Below are 15789 nucleotides of genomic sequence, written 5' to 3'. Positions count from 1 at the left end.
TCAGGCATTTCCGGCAGCCGCCTCCCGCCGCCCGGCGGGCGGCTCGTCGACGGACGTCTGGGCCAGCCCGGCGTAGAGCCGGGGCGCGCGGGTCCGCAGGTAAAGGGCCCTGGCGACGCCGGCGACGAGGGCGACCACACCGAGACCGATGATCACGACGTTGGTCGCGGCGCCGGCGCCGGTCAGCAGCGGCAGGTTGGTCAGGACGAGGACGAGCACCACGGTCAGGGCGACGAGACTGAGCCCGGGGGCGATCGTGGTCCTGAAGATCCCGGCGCCGGGCGCCTCCCGCCGCAGGAAGCGGATGATCGCCAGGGAGCACAGCGCCCACAGGCAGATGATCCCGAGGAACCCGAGCGCGCTGCCCCACAACAGCAGCCCGAGGTAGGGGTCGATCCCGAGGACCGCGAACACGACGACGGCCACGGCCGCCAGCACGGTCTGGACGAGGCCGGCCGTCCAGGGGGCCCTGGTCCGCGGGTGCGTACGGCCGAGCGCGCGGGGCAGCAGGCCCTCGCGGCCCATGGCGAAGAAGTAGCGGTTGGCCGCGTTGTGCAGCGCGAGCAGCGCGGCGAACGCGCTGGTCAGCAGCAGGATGTGCATCACCTCGGTGATCGGGGCGGGCACATACCTGTCGAAGACGGCGACGACGAGGTTGACCGGGTCGGCCTCGGCCGCGGCGCCGATCTTGCCGACGCCGTAGGCCATCACGATGACCCAGGTGATGAAGGCGTAGAAGACGGCGATGAACCCGACCGCGATGTAGGTCGCCCGGCGGACCGTGCGGATGCCGCCCCGCGCCTCCTCACTGAAGATCGCGGTGGCCTCGAAGCCCATGAACGCCCCGGCGACCAGGGCGAACATCGCGCTGTTGCCCGGGTCGAAGACCCTGCTCGGCGCGAACGACGCGGCGGACCATTCGCCGGAGCCGCCCTTCAGCAGCACGTAGGCCGCCAGCACGACGAGCACGGCCGTCTCCAGCACCAGCAGCGCCCCGAGGATCCGGGCGCTGGTGTGGATGCCCCGATACCCGAGCCACCCCACGAAGACCAGGCCGACGAGCGCGAACACCCACCACGGCACGTCGCGGTCGAAGTAGTTCCTGAACGTCTCGTTGGCGTACACGCCGAGCGCGCCGTACGTGCTGATCTGCAGGGCGTTGTAGGCGACGACGGCGAGCATCGCCGCGCCCGAGCCCGCCGGCTTGCCCAGGCCGCGCGAGATGGTGGCGTAGAAGGCTCCCGCGTTGCGCACATACCGGCTCATGGTCATGAAACCGACGGCGAACAGCGCCATGACCACCCCGGCGACCAGGTAGCCGCCGGGGACGGCGGCGCCGCCCTTGAGGAAGTGCAGCGGGGCGACGGCGACGATGAGCGTCAGGGGGGCCAGCGCGGCCAGGACCGTGAAGACGAGGTCCTTGGTCCCCATGGCGTCGCCGGCGAGGGAGCCGGGCGCGGCCGCGGCGTTCCCGGGGGGATGACCTGGCATGGTGAGTTCCTTACTGCGGGGTCGGCACTGCGGAGTCGGCACTGCGGAGTCGGCACGGCGGGCAGGCGACCGCCCGCCCTCGGGCTCGGGGCTGAAGGAGGATGGGCGGGTCACTCGGGGCTGAAGGAGGATGGGCGGGTCAACGGGTGACCGCGACGAAGACCTTCTCGCTCGGCTCCAGGGTGATCCAGTCGCCGCGCAAGCCCTGCGGGATGTGGAACGACTCCCCCGGGCCGAACTCCTTGCGCCGCCCGGAGTCGTCCTGCACGGCGACGCGGCCCTTGAGGATGAAGCAGATCTCGTCGTAGGGCCAGGAGTCGAACCGCACGGCGCCGGGCTCGCCCGTCCAGTAACCGCCGGTGAAGGAGCTCGCCGCGCCGCCGAACACGCGGAACTCCGCCTCCGTCCAGTCGGCGGACAGCAGGTGGTAGTCGCTCAGCGGCGGCACGAACCGCTCGCCGTTCGCGGCGGAGACGGCGCGGACGGCGTCGATGCCCGCCGGGGAGTGCCGGTCGTTCACGATGCGGCTCCGAAGCGGCGCAGGACGTTGTGGGTGATGCGCTCGACGAAGGGGTCGCCGAGGCTGAGCACGTGGGACCACTCGGTGGTGCCGCCGTTGAAGACCTCGCCGTCGCCGCGGGTGAAGGCCGCGATCATCCCGGCCCCCCGCATCTCGCCCTCGTGCACGTAGCCGGGCAGGTCGTCGCCGAGGTCGGCGTTGTAGTTGTAGACCTCCTCCTCCGGCCCGCCGATCGGCACCCGGCCGCCGAAGCGGTCCTCCTCGCCCCGTACGGCCGGCGCGAGGGCCAGGATCTCCAGCGTCTCCGGGGCGCCGTCCTCGAACGTCGGGTACGGCAGGCCGCGCCGGAAGGTGTACTCGACCGAGTCGAGCTCGAAGGCCGCCAGGAAGTACGGGGGCCCGCCGAGCAGGTCGCCGTAGTAGAGGTCGGTCCCCCCGAACGCCCAGTGGTGGGGCCGGTAGACCGTGAAGCCGCCCGACGAGCGGGGCGTGGCGACGCCGTAGCGGTTGTAGATCCCGCCGAGGCCGTTGAGCCCGATGGTGGTGGCGCCGGGACGGCCGACCGACTTGGCCTCCCACACCGTGGTCGCCAGGTGCGGCGTGGTGGCCGCCTCGGGGTCCAGCGACGGCAGGCGGTAGCAGTACTGCGTCGTTCCGTCGTCGCTGAGCCGCACCTGCCACTGGTAGTTGCCGCCGAACCTGGCCAGGTTGCCGCCGGCGTCGACGAACGCGTCGACGGTGTCGCGCATCCGCCACGACCAGTACTCGTCGTGCCCGACCACGACGACGCAGGAGTAGCCGTCCAGCGCGTGGGGGTCGAAGTGCAGGTCGTGCTGGGTCAGGTAGTCGATGTCGTAGCCGTTGCGCTCGGCCCACACCACGAAGTGCCGCTCGTACGTCGCCCAGAACGCGTCGGCGTGGTGGCGGCTGTACCCGAACAGCCGCGCCCACTCGTAGGAGGGATAGCGGGGGGCGCCGTGCATCGGCAGCGTGCCGGGGTTGGCCTCGCGCGGCGCGCTCAGCGGCTTGCGGATCATCCCGCGGGCGATGGGGCGCTGGGTCGAGGCCAGCGGCGACCCGTTGTCCGACCGCGGGTCGTCGCCCAGGCCGCGGTAGTGATTGGCGCCGCCCCAGTCGTTGTAGGCCAGCATGGTGCCGGTGGTCAGCACGAGCGCGGCCCGGGAACGCCGCTCGGCCGGGGCCTTGACGACGAAGAAGTGCTCGCGCTCCCACAGTTCCCCGGACGGCGTGACCGCGCGCACGGTGACGATGTGGAAGCCGCTGCGCCAGTCGTCCGGGATCTCCAGCTCCAGCCCCACCGGCCAGCCGCAGCCGGCGGCGTGGGCGTCGGCCGGCGCCTCGAACCGCTCCGCCGACAGCCCCGTGCGCGACCAGACGACGCGCGGCTCCAGCCCGTCGCGGACAACCTCCAGGTCGAAGGACGGGACACTCGCGCTGAGATGGAAGCGGACGGTCTCCCCCGGGAAGTACGAGAACCGGTCGGTGTAGCACCACACCTCGGCCGCGTCCGGCGTGCGGAACGCACGCTCCGAGGGCCAGTCCTTCGGTGACCAGGCGAAGGCGGCGGGCAGTCCCGTCGTGGTGTTCGTGTCGCTCACGGCTCCTCCTTGAGTGCGAGCAGGCTGATCAGGTCGTAGGCCACGTGGGAGGCGGCGACCGAGGTGATCTCGGCGTGGTCGTAGGCGGGCGAGACCTCGACGACGTCGGCGCCGACGAGGTTGGCGCCCGCGAGGCCGCGGAGGATCTCCAGCAGTTCCCGGCTGGTCAGGCCCCCGGCCTCGGGGGTGCCGGTGCCGGGCGCGTGCGCCGGGTCGAGCACGTCGATGTCGACGGAGAGGTAGAGCGGCCGGTCGCCGATGCGCTGCCGCAGTGCGCCGGCGACCTCGTCGACGCCCCGGCGCATGACATCCGCGCTGGTCACGATACCGAAGCCCAGCCGCCGGTCGTCCTCCAGGTCCTTCTTGCCGTACAGCGGGCCGCGGGTGCCGACGTGGCATACCGCCTCGGTGTCGAGGATGCCCTCCTCGACCGCACGGCGGAACGGCGTGCCGTGGGTGTACTCGGCCCCGAAGTAGGTGTCCCAGGTGTCGAGGTGCGCGTCGAAGTGCAGCAGCGCGACCGGCCCGTGCCGCCGCGCGGCGGCCCGCAGCAGCGGCAGCGCGATGGTGTGGTCGCCGCCGATCGTGACCAGGCGGGTGCCGCCCTCCATCAGGCCGGAGGCGGCCTCCTCCACGGTCTCGACCGCCTCGCGGATGTCGAACGGGTTGCACGCGATGTCCCCGGCGTCCGCCACCTGCACCGTGGCGAACGGCGAGACGTCCAGACCCGGGTGGTAGGGCCGGAGCAGGCGGCTGGCCTCACGGACGGCCGAGGGGCCGAACCGCGTGCCGGGACGGTAGGAGACCCCGCTGTCGAACGGCACGCCCACCACCGCGACGTCCGCGTGCCCGACCTCGTCCAGTCGCGGCAGTCGCGCGAAGGTGGCAGGTCCGGCGAAGCGCGGAACCCGCGAGGAGTCGACGGGCCCTCGAGGCACGGTCATGCCCGATCCTTTCTCTCCGCCGAGAAGCCCCAGGTCAGGGGCTTATGGATCGGCAAGTCTGCACGCAACCGGACCTGACCGGCAATTGGTGCATCAACGGAGAATCGGGCGATGGTTTGTGTATGACGACAAACCCGGCCGAGAGGGAGACAGCGGCGAACGTACGGCACCTATATGACGACGGTCCAAGATGTGCATGACGTCGGGGACGGTCTACCCTTCTGCTGTGATCCTCGGCGGCGAAGACGACCCGGCGGCGCCATCCCTGCGCCCGCAGTCCCTGATGTTCAGCTTCCTCGGCATCTACGTGCTGCATCGCGACGTCGCCGTCTACTCGGGGAGCGCCATCGACGTCTTCGCCCGCCTCGGCCTCTCCGAGGAGGCCGTACGGTCGACGCTCGCGCGCATGGTGAAGCGGAACCTGCTGGCACGGCACCGGCAGGGACGGAAGGTGTATTTCGGGCTCACCCCGCATGCCGTGGAGGTCCTGGAGGACGGACGCAGGCGGGTGTGGGAGACCGGCGCGGTGAACCGCGACTGGGACGGCACCTGGACGCTCGTCGGGTTCTCCATCCCGGACAGCCGCCGCAGCACCCGGCACGACCTGCGCTCCCGGCTCATCTGGCAGGGCTTCGGCCTGCTGCAGAGCGGGCTGTGGATCGCGCCGGGCGCCAAGGACGTCACCGACGTCCTCACCTCTCTCGACCTGGGCGACCACGTGACGGTGCTGACGGCCAAGGCGTTCAAGCCGACCGAGACGGCCGACCTGGTCGGCAAGGCGTTCGACATCGAGGAGATCGCCGGGCGCTACCGGGCGTTCCTCGCCCGCTGGGACGTCCCCCGGCCGCTTCCCGGCGCACCGGACGACCTCGCGCGGCAGCTGCTGCTGCACACCGACTGGTTGCACCTCGTCCGCCGAGATCCGCACCTGCCGGCCGAGCACCTGCCCCGGAACTGGCCGGCGATCGAGGCCGAGCAGACCTTCCAGACGCTCGCCCAGCGGTACGAGCCGCCCGCCGCCGAGCTGGCCGCGACCCTCCTGGACACGCTGGCCGTCTGACGCCCGGCCGCGCCCGCCCCCGATCGGCGAGGCCCGGCCGGGTCTCGGCCGGCTCAGCCTGCCCGGCGGGCGCGGCCGGGGCGGGTCAGGCGGTGGTGCAGGCCGCGCCGTTGAGGGCGAAACCGGCCGGTGTGGCGTTGCTGCCGCTGTAGGCACCCTGGAAGCCGAAGCTCGTGCTGCCTCCGGCGGAGATGGCGGCGTTGTAGGAGACGTTGCGCGCCGTGACCTGGGTGCCGGACTGGGTGATGCCGGCGTTCCACGCGCCGACGATCTGCTGGTTGCCCGGCCACGCCCAGGTGACGGTCCAGCCGTTGACGGGAGCCGTGCCGGTGTTCGTGATCGTGACGTCCGCCGTGAAGCCGTTGTTCCAGGTATTGGCCCTGTAGGTGATCCGGCAGGAGGCGCCCTGCTGGGGATTCGACGGGCTCGCGGACGGACTGACAGACGGGCTCGCGGACGGACTGACGGCGGCGCTCGGGCTCGGGCTCTGGCTCGGGCCGCTACCGGTGAGGCCGAAGAACTGGATGGCGACGGCGGCCATGCCGCCCGCCGGGAGGCTGTGGCCCGCGCCCTGGATCGTGTACGCCTCGACCTGCACGGTGCCGGAGGCGTCCGCGTAGCGGCGGCGGTTCCAGCCGGACTGCGGCGAGTCCGTGGAGGTCGGGGTCTGACTCAGGCCGTGCACGTTCGTCCACTGCTTGATCTCCTCCTCCAGCTCGGCGTAGTTGACCACCGTGTCGCTGGTGCCGTGCCACAGCTGCATCCGCGGCCACGGCCCCCGGTAGCCCGGGTTCGCGTTGCGGGCCGCGTCCCCCCACTGCTGCGCGGTCTTGCCCACGCACGGGGAGGAATTGCCCGCCGGGTTGTAGGCCGCCTCGTTGGGGAAGCACGTGAACGGCACGCCCATGAACGCCGCGCCCGCCTTGAACACCTCCGGATAGAGGGCGAGCATCGCGTTGGTCATCATGGCGCCCGAGGAGCTGCCGGTCGCGTACACCCGGTTGGGGTCGCCGTGGTACTGCTGCTCGACGTAGGTCACCATCGACATGAGCGACACCGGGTCGGTCTGGCCGCCGCGCACCTTGGACGCCTCGGACCAGTTGTCGAAGCAGTTCGACTTCTTCGAGGCCGACGGATAGATCACGATGAAGCCGTACCGGTCGGCGAGCGACGCGAACTCGGTGGACGAGTAGAAGCCCGGTCCCGTGCCTCCGCAGGTGTGCATGGCCAGCACGATCGCCGGGTTCTGCTGGACGTTGTTCGGCACGTACAGGTGCATGCGCAGGTTGCCGGGATTGCTCCCGAAGTTCGTCACCTCGGTCAGCGTGGCCGCGACGGCGGGGGGCGCGGCCACCAGGGCCGCGAGGGCGCACAGCACCGCCGCGCAGACGCCGGCGAACGCCGCGAGTAATCGCTTCATTCGCTCCTCCTCGTTTTTCTCGCGGCGCCTGTCCTCGTGAGCGGGAGCGCCGCCGACAACGGAATCCTGATGTCAGCCGGTATAAAAGCGCGCCCGGCCGGCGGTCAAGAAGCGACCGGAAGTGGCCCGTAGATCAAGTAGGCGTTTTCACTGCTTATCAAGCAACTTGCTATCAAGTCACTTGATATGAAATCGCGAAACTTACATCTGTGTGATCGCGCGGTATCGTCGTCCGGTGACCGCCCCCCGCACCCGTCCCGCCGCCCAGCCGGCCGGGCCCGCACCGCGCCTGAGTTATCTGGTGTTCCGCCTGGAGCGCCGCATCCGCGCCCGCCTGGACGACGCGCTCGCCCGGCACGGGGTCACCACGACGGAGTACATGGCGCTCAGCGAGCTACGCTCCCGCGACGGGCTGTCGTCGGCGGAGCTGGCCCGCATCGCCTTCGTCACACCGCAGGCGATGAACCTCGTCATCCGCGACCTGGAACGGCGCGGCCTGATCCGCCGCGACCCCCACCCGGACGGCGGCCGGGTGCTGTGCGCCCGCCTCACCGCCGAGGGGACGTCCGTGCTCGGGCGCTGCGACACCTCCCTCGACGGCATCGAGACGGTCATGCTCGCGAAGGTCGACGACGCGATGCGCGAGACCCTCAGGGACGGCCTCAGCGTGTGCGCGCGATCCCTGCGCCCCGACGCGTACTGACGGGCAGGTCAGAGCAGCCTGGTCATGAACACGCTGAGGGGATCGGGCCGGTAGCCGGCGAAGGGCTCGCAGTAGCCGAACCCGAACTTCTCATACAGCCTTCTGGCGGGCAGGAAGAAGTCGGCCGAGCCGGTCTCCAGGCTCAGCCGCCCGAAGCCCATCCGCCTGGCCTCATTGATGATGTGCTCCAGCAGCAGGGACGCGATGCCGCTGCGCTTGCGTCCCGCCGCGGTGCGCATCGACTTCAGCTCGGCGTGCGCCGGGTCGAGCCTCTTGATCGCGCCGCACCCCACGACGGCGTCGCCGTCCAGCACCGACCAGAACGTGACCTCGGGCGAGCGCAGGCCGTCGAGATCGAGGGCGTGCTTGCTCTCCGGCGGCGTGATGGACCGCATCTCCCGCACGTGTTCCCGCAGGAACTCGGCGATCTGCGGGCCTGACAGGTCGTCCTCGACGATTCTCATCGCGCTCGTCAATCCATCGATTCTCACGGAAACCACAACAGGACGCCACTTTAGCCGCCGCCGTGTCAGCCGGGCTGTCAGCCGAATCCGAAGCCCGGGGGCAGCGGCTCTCGCAGGAACAGCCCGGCGGGCACGGCGTCGGCGAGCGCCTGGTATCCCGCCGGGCTCAGGTGCAGGTGGTCGCCCACGTCGTAGGCCGCGAGCAGCCGCCGGGGGTCGGCCGGGTCGCGGGCGGCGCGGTCGAAGTCGATCACGGCGTCGAACCGGCCACCGGTCCTGATCCACTGGTTGACCGCCTGCCGGGCCGCCTCCCTGTGCCCCCGGGCGTCGTCGTAGGGCGTGTTGCCGCCGAACGGCGTCAGCGTCGCGCCGTACACCCGGATGCCCCGGGCGTGCGCCCGCGTGACGATCTGGTCGTAGGCGAAGATCAGGTCGTCGGCCACCTGCTTCTGCGCCGCCTCGGTCGCCTCGGCCGTGCCGATGTCGTTCACGCCCTCGAACACGACCAGCCACGCCACCCCGCTGTGCGCGAGCACGTCGCGGTCGAGCCGGGCCAGCAGGTTGGGGCCCAGACCGTCGTCGAGCACGCGGTTGCCCCCGGCCGCCTGGTTGATCACAGCAACGTCGGACGTGCCGCGCAGTGACTGCAGGCGGTCGGCCAGCCGGTCAGGCCAGCGGTCGTTGCCGTTGGTGGTCGAGCCCCGGCCGTCGCTGAGCGAGTCGCCCACCACCGCCACCGCGGCGGCCGGCGGCCCTGCCCACACCTCCAGAGCGCCGAGGACGTACCAGTGGTCGACGGGGGTCGCGCCGGGCAGGTCCGCCGCGCCGACGTGATCGCCCGCCAGCAGGTGGGACGTGGTCCGCGAGCCCGGGTGTGAGGTGATGGAGGTGGAGCGCTGCCCGTCGGCCAGGTAGAGCGTCACGGTCAGGTCGGTCAGGGGCGCGACCTCGAAGTCCAGCGGATCGGAGACCGCCTGCGCCCCGGCGGGAATCCGCACCGGCGCGTCACCGCTGAAGGTCACCGGCCGCACGGTGCCCGGCTGGATCACGCTCACCCCGGCCCGCCCGCCGGCCGGCAGCGCGACGGTGACCTTCGTGACGGGCAGCGCCGCGCCGCCGAAGGCGTTCGACAGACGCAGCCGGATCCGCTCGCCGCCCACCGACACCCTGATCGTCTGCCGCAGCGTGGTGTCGGCCAGGACCACGTCGTCGCGCGTGAACGGCGAAGGCGGCATGTTCTCCGGCTCGGCGGCCTGCGGCATCGCCGCCCACGTCGGGACCCAGTTCCCGCTCATCTCCGGTACCACGGTGATCTCCCTGGCCATCGGCGCTCCCGGCACGCCCTGCCGTCGTGCTCGCGTCATGGGATACGGCGCCCCTGAGCGTCGGGTACGCCCGACTTGCGGAAGAAGTAGGCGTTGATCTGGTCGCGCCACTCCTCCGCGCAGCGGAGCTGCTCGTCGAAGAGGCCCAGCACCCGGGCGTGCAGACGCTCGTCCACCACACCGGTGCCGGCGAGCTCCGCCCAGCGCCGCCTGGCCTCGGCCACCTGCTCGGCCCCGGCGAAGTGCGTGTCGTAGACGTGCTGGATGACCGTGGACCCGCTGCGCAGCACGTGCCCGTAAGGAACATGGTGGAAGAACAGCAGCAGCTCGTCGGGACAGTCGGCGAGCGACTCGTAGGTCTCCGACCACGGCGGCGGATACTGGCCGGTGAAGCCGGTGCCGGTGGCGCGGGTGCGGTCCACACCGACGCCGTCCCGGTCGGCGAAGTGATAGGTGCCCCACGGCGTGTACTCGTATCCGTCTACATCGGGCCCGTAGTGATGCCCGGGGCGGACCATGAACCCGACGCCGAGCGGCGCGGTGTACCGCTCGTAGGTGCGCCAGGAGCCGTCCATGATCGCATGCAGGGTGCGCCGCAGCCGCTCGCTTTCCCCGGTCGCCGCAGGCGTGAAGGTGAGGTCGATCCACTCGTCGAGAATCGCGGCCGGGTCCGCCCACGGCGCCCAGGCGAGCCTGCCGAAGGCGTACAGGTTGGCCTGGGCGAGCGGGTGACCGGTCCAGTACGGGTCGTCGCCCACGTTGGAGACCCCGACGAGCCCGCCGCCGTCGCCGGGCGCCCGGCCGTGCCTGTCCTCCGCTCCGTCCGCCACGTCCGCCGTACCGGCGGCGATGTCGGCCACGGCGGCCCCGTCCGGCCCCCAGGGACGGAAGCCGAGCACCTCGCTCCACATCGGCGCCAGGTAGCAGACGTGCCGCTGCTGGCCGGTGTACTCCTGCGTCACCTGCAGTTCCACGGCCAGGCGGGTGGCGGGCATGGCGGCGATCACCGGCGACACCGGCTCGCGTGTCTGGAAGTCGATCGGGCCGTGCTTCACCTGCACGATCACGTTGTCGCGGAACCGCCCGTCGAGCGGGGCGAAGTGGTCGTGGGCCGCGCGGGCCCGGTCGGTGGTCCGGTCGCGCCAGTCCTGCCGGTGGTTGTACACGAAGGCGCGCCAGTGGACGACCCCGTCGTACGGCGCCAGCGCCTCGGCGAGCACGTTCGCGCCGTCGGCGTGGTCGCGCCCGTACGCGAACGGGCCGGGCTGCCCCTCCGAGTCGGCCTTCACGACGTAACCGCCGAAGTCGGGGATCGTGTCGTACACCCCCTCGGTGACGCCCGCCCACCACGTCCGCACGTCCTCCTCGAGCGGGTCGGCGGTCGGCAGCCCCCCGAGGACGACGGGCGAGGCGAAGCTCACCGACAGGTGGACCCTGATCCCGTACGGCCGCAGCACGTCCGCGATCGCGGCGACGTCGCCGAGCCGGTCGGTCAGCAGGCGGGCCTCGGCGGCGTGCACGTTCACGTTGTTCACCGAGATCGCGTTCACCCCGCACGCGGCCAGCAGCCGCCCGTAGGCCCGCACCCGTGCCAGATCGCCGCGCGGCGCGCCGTCCCGCCAGAAGATCGACCCGCCGGCGTAGCCGCGCTCGACCTGGCCCATCACCGGATGGACCTCGACGTTGTCCCAGTGGTCGAGCATGCGCCGCCGCATCGCCGGCCGGTGGTGCTCGGCCTCCCGCTCGGCGGCGAACGCCCGCTCGCCCAGCCGTACGACGTGGAACAGGCCGTAGAGCAGCCCTGCGGAGTCGCCGGCGAGCACCACCGTGACGCCGTCGCGCCGCGCGAGCAGGTATCCCTCGGCGCCGATCACGCGCCCGGCAGGGCCGGCATCGCCCCGGAACTCCGCCAGGACCGCCCCTGCGGCGCCGGGGAGCGACTCCGCCGGGATGAGCGCGAGCACCAGATCGTACGGCCCGTCCTCGGCGCCGCGGCGCACGCGTCCGCCGTACCGGGCGCAGGCCTGCGCCACCTCGTCGTGCACGGTCTCGACGAGGAGGCCGTCGCCGAGCACGAGCGTGCGGCGTGAGCCGACGGCCAGGAACGCCTCGGGCGGCAGCCACGCCGGATGGACGGGATCAGGAATCTTCACGAGGCCTCTCCGTGTCGATCGGCGGCGGGGAATCGCCCCGCACGGTGAACTTCTCCGTGACCTCGGCGACCATCGGCCGGCTGTTGCGCAGCAGCGCCGCGGCGAACACCGAGCCGAGCAGCGCCGGCGCGGCCTCGGTGGCGACCAGCGTGACGCCGGCCGCGACGACGAGCAGGCAGGCGTTGCCCAGCGTGACCCGGCCCGAGGAGAACAGGAAGTAGGCGGCGAGACGAGCGACGTCCCTCGCCCGGAACGCGAACAGCGAGGTGATCACGAGGGCGTTCGCGCCCCAGAGGGCCGCCGCCAGCGCGAGGAGGAGCAGCAGGATCGCCCACCACCCGGGGACGCCCGCGGCGCCGAAGTTCGCGAGCGTAGATCCCACGACGGTCAGCCACGCCAGCCACGGGATCCAGAGCTTCAGCACCCCGCGCACGTTCATCCGGTATCCGCGCAGGAACGCCGCCGCCGGGTGGAGGTCCGTCAGGTCCAGCCGGCGGTGGTGCACCGCATACAGCGCGGCGGACAGCGCCGGGCCGGCCGGGAGCAGGCAGGCCGCTGCCAGCGGGACGTTGCCGGCGTCGCGGCCGAGCAGGACGAGCCCGATCAGGCCGGGCGCCGTGGTGGCCAGCAGCAGGAGCTCGACCACGAGCAGGGTGTAGACCAGCGCGGAGGCGCGCGAGAGCGGGCCCTCGCCGAACCGCCGCATCGTCGTCTCCGTCATGGCGCGGCCACCCCGCCCGAGGCGGACGCGTCCAGGCCGAGCAGGCGGCGCTCGTCCCACCTGTCCGCCCATGGCGGGGTCTCGTCCACCACGGGCGTGATCTCCAGCAGGGTGACCTCGTGACGGTCGAGGGTGATGTCCAGACGGACGATCCCGTCCTCGACGGGCAGGCCGCGGTGGCTGCGGACCGGCTCGGCCGCCTCCCGCAGCGCGTCGAGTTGCCGCGGCCGGGGCGAGGCCGGGCGGCCCATCTCGCACCACGCCCGCCAGGCGTTGCCCTTCTCCTCGCTCACCGACGAGCGCAGCAGGAAGGCCGAGCCGGACGGAGACCGGAGCGGAACCGACAGCCGCACGGTGTGCCCGTCGACCGGCGGGCCCCCGGTGACGTCCACCGGCGCCCAGGCCAGCACGGTGACCCGGCCTGCGTCGTCCCGCGTGACCAGATGGTCCCCGCCGCGCGCCAGGATCTCCTCGCCCATGCGCGCCATGAAGGCGTACAGGTGATAGGCGGGTTTCTTGATCTGACGGTGGGTCAGCAGGCCGAAGCCGCCGTGGAACAGCGACGTCGGCACCCCGGTCTCCTCGAACACGTCGCAGAAGGTCCAGTAGGAGAAGGAGTCGGCGTGGTCTCCCCCGGCGGCCAGCACCGGAGCGAGGTACGCGGCGTGGAAGGCCGTGTCGTGGATCGGGTTGTCGGGCCGGTAGGAGGAGTTGAACTCGGTGATGTGCACGGGCAGGTCCGCCAGCGGGCCGCCCCGCAGCTGCCGCCGGGGCATGGCGAACTGCTCCAGCAGGCGCGACGGCGGCGCCAGCGTCTGGTGCACGCCGAACGGCACGTGCCTGGCCGGGCCGGAGGTGTAGGCGTGCCTGCTGACGAAGTCGATCGGCAGGGACCGATCGGCGACGAACTCGGCGAAGCGCACCAGCCACTCGTCCGAGCCCGGGGAGATGGCCGGGCCGCCGACCCGCAGCGAGGCGTCCACGTCCTTGACGGTGTTCGCGGTCACCTCGTACAGGCGGTGGTAGGCGTCCCGGTCCGCGTCGAGCCAGAACTCCTTGAGGTTGGGCTCGTTCCACACCTCGATCGGCCAGGTGCGCACCTGGTCGAGCCCATACCGGTCGACCAGGTGCGTCACGGTGGCCCGCACCAGCGCGGCCCACTCCTGCCACGATCGCGGCGGGGTGATGTTGCCGCGCCACCAGAACACGGTCTGGTCGCCCGAGGCGAGCCCGGAGGGCATGAAGCCCAACTCCAGGAACGGCTTGATCCCGAGGTCGAGATAGGCGTCGACCACCTGGTCCACGTAGGTGAACGCGTGCCGTACGTGCCGCTTCCCCTCGTACTCGTACGGCCGGTGGACGCCGACGGCGTCGCTCAGCAGCCCGTGCCCCCGGATGTGCCGGAAGCCGATCTCCCGCTGGACCAGCTCCAGCGACTCCTGGTAGTCCCGGCGCAGGGCCAGGTCGAAGCGGCCGGTGCCGACGCAGAACCGCCAGGCGTCCGGCAATCGCCCCGGGACCTCGCCTGCGGAGACGTCAGCGGGCGCGGAGGGGGCGTCGGGCACATCGGGGGCAGGGTCGCGCATCATCGTCCTTCGATCACCGTTCGGAAAGGCGCGCGGCGGCCGTGGGACAGGCACGGCCGGCACGGTCCGGTCAGCCGTGCTCCTTCTTGTACCGCTCGTACGCGCCGTTCACGAGGTTGACGTAGGACGACACGTTCTTCGCCTCGAGCTCCTTGACGTACGCGTCCCACTCGTCGAAGCTCCGCTTGCCGAGGATGAAGCTGAGCATGTTCTGGCTGACGTGGTCCTTGAGCGGGGTCTCCCACAGCGAGGCCTGCTCGCGCTCCTCGTCGGAGAGCGGATGGGGAGGCGCCACCGGCAGCGCCTTCCTGGCGTTCATCGTCTTCTGGAACTCGATCTCCTCCTCGGAGAAGGTCGACTGGAGCAGCTCGGTGCTGCCGCCGTAGGCGAACACGCCGTTGGAGAAGCCGAAGTCCTTCTGCAGGTGCTTGGGTGCGCCGGGGTTGAGGCTGACGAAGTCGACGTCCTTCGCCAGCTGGAACTTGCCGGAGGCGTCCTTCGTGTAGGTGGTGCCCTCGACGCCCCACTTGGCGAACACCTGACCCTCGTCGGAGTACCAGAGCCAGTCGATGAACTGCATCATCGCGACGAAGTTCTTGCTGTCCCGGGCCTTCTTGGAGATCATGATGCCGTTCTCCAGGCGGGTGGTGTTCGACCCCGCCTTGATCGGGCCGAGCGGCCCGATGGGCACCGGGATCTTGACGAGCCTGGCTTTCGAATTCGCCTTCTCCAGCGGCGGGCGGTACTCGTTGACCAGTGTCTGCGCGTTGGTGCTGATCGCGAAGGACTTGCCGGACACCAGCTTCTGGATCGCCTGCTCGTCCTGCTGTGTGAAGCTCTCCGGGTCGAGCAGCTTCTCCTTCACCAGCGTGTTGAGGAACTGCAGCGCCTGCTTGAACTCGTCCATCGCGCCCACGTAGACGAACTTCTGCGCGGTGGAGTCCCACACGAGGCCGCCGCTCGTGTAGCCCCACCCCCAGGGAGCGCCGTAGCCCGTGCCGAGGTAGTTCATCAGGGCGCCGCCCGTCGTGGAGATGGTCCCCCACCGGTCGGAGAAGGGGTAGGAGTCCGGGTGTTCCTCCTTGATCGCCTTCAGCACGGAGTGCACGTCGTCCCAGGTCTGCGGGACCTGCAGGCCGAGCTTGTCGAGAACGTCGGCGCGCATCGCCAGGGTGTAGTCGACCCAGTAGTCCTCGTGGAGACCGGGGAGCACGTAGAAGCGGCCGTCGGACTGCCGGAGCGTGTCAAGGTCGGGCTGGAGGTTCCACTTGGCGATCTTCTCTTTGAAGTTCGGCATCAGGTCGATGTAGTCGCTGACCGGCAGGACGGCTCCGGATGCGACGAAGGGGGTCTCCTGGCCGGGATAGGTCTTCGGGATGATCATCGGCGCGTCGCCGGCGCCGATGAGCAGGCTGCGCTTGTTCTCGTAGTCGCTCAGCGGCACCACGCTCGGCTGCAGCGTCACGTTCGTGCGTTTGGTCAGCTCCGACCAGAACAACCAGTCGTTCTTGATCGGATAGAACGGGTGGTTGTTGTAGAGGATGCTGAACGACAGCGGCGCCGCCGCCTTGAACTGCTTGCCCGCCGCGTAGTCGGCCATCGCGCCGTCGCGGTTCGCCGCGAAGTCGTCGCCCTTCTTCGCGTCGCCGGAGCCGCCGTCGGTGCTGCAGGCGGCGAGCGCGAGGAACGCTCCCACGGCGACCATCGCCTGGCGCCGGTTGATCTCATACATGGATGGGGGGTCCTTTCCCTGACAGTGGGCTGGGGGGTGAGAGCGAACGAG

The 15789-nt window shown here is 71.2% G+C and carries 13 protein-coding genes; 2 read left to right on the top strand and 11 right to left on the bottom strand.

The genetic code is table 11. The annotated features are described in order from the left end of the window. From ACQPZZ_RS17760 to speB, 4 genes are all read right to left on the bottom strand, one after another. Positions 1 to 1491: an APC family permease gene (locus ACQPZZ_RS17760; RefSeq protein ID WP_432933395.1), complete on the bottom strand. Its 1491-nt coding sequence runs from the start codon at positions 1489 to 1491 to the stop codon at positions 1 to 3. A gap of 139 nt (positions 1492 to 1630) precedes the next feature. Then, a complete protein-coding gene (locus tag ACQPZZ_RS17755) occupies positions 1631 to 2011 on the bottom strand; it encodes a cupin domain-containing protein (RefSeq protein WP_432933393.1) in 381 nt (126 codons plus the stop codon). After that, positions 2008 to 3630, bottom strand: coding sequence for a N,N-dimethylformamidase beta subunit family domain-containing protein (locus tag ACQPZZ_RS17750; RefSeq protein ID WP_432933391.1), 1623 nt, complete (start codon positions 3628 to 3630; stop codon positions 2008 to 2010). The genes ACQPZZ_RS17755 and ACQPZZ_RS17750 overlap by 4 nt, the downstream gene beginning before the upstream one ends. After that, positions 3627 to 4574, bottom strand: coding sequence for an agmatinase (gene speB / locus ACQPZZ_RS17745; protein ID WP_432933389.1), 948 nt, complete (start codon positions 4572 to 4574; stop codon positions 3627 to 3629). Before speB ends, ACQPZZ_RS17750 begins: the two co-directional genes overlap by 4 nt. Positions 4575 to 4800: 226 nt before the next feature. Between speB and ACQPZZ_RS17740 the strand changes: the two genes are divergently transcribed. Beyond that, on the top strand, positions 4801 to 5634 hold the full coding sequence (locus tag ACQPZZ_RS17740; protein WP_432933387.1) for a PaaX family transcriptional regulator: 834 nt from the start codon (positions 4801 to 4803) through the stop codon (positions 5632 to 5634). An 85-nt stretch (positions 5635 to 5719) separates the two neighbouring features. On the opposite strand, the gene ACQPZZ_RS17735 is transcribed toward ACQPZZ_RS17740, so the two are convergent. Next, a complete protein-coding gene (locus ACQPZZ_RS17735; RefSeq protein ID WP_432933385.1) occupies positions 5720 to 7054 on the bottom strand; it encodes an extracellular catalytic domain type 1 short-chain-length polyhydroxyalkanoate depolymerase in 1335 nt (444 codons plus the stop codon). A 235-nt stretch (positions 7055 to 7289) separates the two neighbouring features. On the opposite strand from ACQPZZ_RS17735, the gene ACQPZZ_RS17730 reads away from it, so the two are divergent. Beyond that, positions 7290 to 7757, top strand: coding sequence for a MarR family winged helix-turn-helix transcriptional regulator (locus ACQPZZ_RS17730; RefSeq protein WP_363642621.1), 468 nt, complete (start codon positions 7290 to 7292; stop codon positions 7755 to 7757). 8 nt (positions 7758 to 7765) lie between these two features. Here ACQPZZ_RS17730 and ACQPZZ_RS17725 read toward each other — a convergent pair whose 3' ends face one another. The 6 genes from ACQPZZ_RS17725 to ACQPZZ_RS17700 all read right to left on the bottom strand — a co-directional run bounded on the left by ACQPZZ_RS17725 (position 7766) and on the right by ACQPZZ_RS17700 (position 15738). After that, entirely contained in the window at positions 7766 to 8221 is a 456-nt protein-coding gene (locus tag ACQPZZ_RS17725; RefSeq protein ID WP_363642623.1) for a GNAT family N-acetyltransferase, read from the bottom strand. Positions 8222 to 8298: 77 nt separating this feature from the next. Next, complete coding sequence (locus ACQPZZ_RS17720) at positions 8299 to 9585, bottom strand: GDSL-type esterase/lipase family protein (protein WP_432933382.1); 1287 nt, start codon at positions 9583 to 9585, stop codon at positions 8299 to 8301. After that, positions 9582 to 11699: an alpha-glucuronidase gene (locus tag ACQPZZ_RS17715; protein ID WP_432933380.1), complete on the bottom strand. Its 2118-nt coding sequence runs from the start codon at positions 11697 to 11699 to the stop codon at positions 9582 to 9584. The genes ACQPZZ_RS17720 and ACQPZZ_RS17715 overlap by 4 nt, the downstream gene beginning before the upstream one ends. Then, positions 11686 to 12420, bottom strand: a complete 735-nt coding sequence (locus ACQPZZ_RS17710; protein ID WP_432933378.1) for a hypothetical protein — start codon at positions 12418 to 12420, stop codon at positions 11686 to 11688. Before ACQPZZ_RS17710 ends, ACQPZZ_RS17715 begins: the two co-directional genes overlap by 14 nt. Beyond that, positions 12417 to 14006, bottom strand: a complete 1590-nt coding sequence (locus ACQPZZ_RS17705; protein WP_432933376.1) for a GH39 family glycosyl hydrolase — start codon at positions 14004 to 14006, stop codon at positions 12417 to 12419. Before ACQPZZ_RS17705 ends, ACQPZZ_RS17710 begins: the two co-directional genes overlap by 4 nt. A 70-nt stretch (positions 14007 to 14076) precedes the next feature. Next, complete coding sequence (locus ACQPZZ_RS17700; RefSeq protein WP_363642633.1) at positions 14077 to 15738, bottom strand: ABC transporter substrate-binding protein; 1662 nt, start codon at positions 15736 to 15738, stop codon at positions 14077 to 14079. Between the last annotated feature and the right edge of the window lie 51 nt (positions 15739 to 15789).

The organism is Microbispora sp. CA-135349 (assembly GCF_050947365.1).
Lineage (GTDB): Bacteria > Actinomycetota > Actinomycetes > Streptosporangiales > Streptosporangiaceae > Microbispora.
This window is presented reverse-complemented; position numbering and strand designations above follow the sequence as displayed.

Excerpts from the sequence above, each read along its gene's own strand:
- ACQPZZ_RS17720 (WP_432933382.1), bottom strand. The coding sequence starts at position 9,585 with ATGACGCGAGCACGACGGCAGGGCGTGCCGGGAGCGCCGATGGCCAGG.
- speB (WP_432933389.1), bottom strand. The coding sequence starts at position 4,574 with ATGACCGTGCCTCGAGGGCCCGTCGACTCCTCGCGGGTTCCGCGCTTC.
- ACQPZZ_RS17705 (WP_432933376.1), bottom strand. The coding sequence starts at position 14,006 with ATGCGCGACCCTGCCCCCGATGTGCCCGACGCCCCCTCCGCGCCCGCT.
- ACQPZZ_RS17700 (WP_363642633.1), bottom strand. The coding sequence starts at position 15,738 with ATGTATGAGATCAACCGGCGCCAGGCGATGGTCGCCGTGGGAGCGTTC.
- ACQPZZ_RS17760 (WP_432933395.1), bottom strand. The coding sequence starts at position 1,491 with ATGCCAGGTCATCCCCCCGGGAACGCCGCGGCCGCGCCCGGCTCCCTC.
- ACQPZZ_RS17735 (WP_432933385.1), bottom strand. The coding sequence starts at position 7,054 with ATGAAGCGATTACTCGCGGCGTTCGCCGGCGTCTGCGCGGCGGTGCTG.
- ACQPZZ_RS17710 (WP_432933378.1), bottom strand. The coding sequence starts at position 12,420 with ATGACGGAGACGACGATGCGGCGGTTCGGCGAGGGCCCGCTCTCGCGC.
- ACQPZZ_RS17725 (WP_363642623.1), bottom strand. The coding sequence starts at position 8,221 with ATGAGAATCGTCGAGGACGACCTGTCAGGCCCGCAGATCGCCGAGTTC.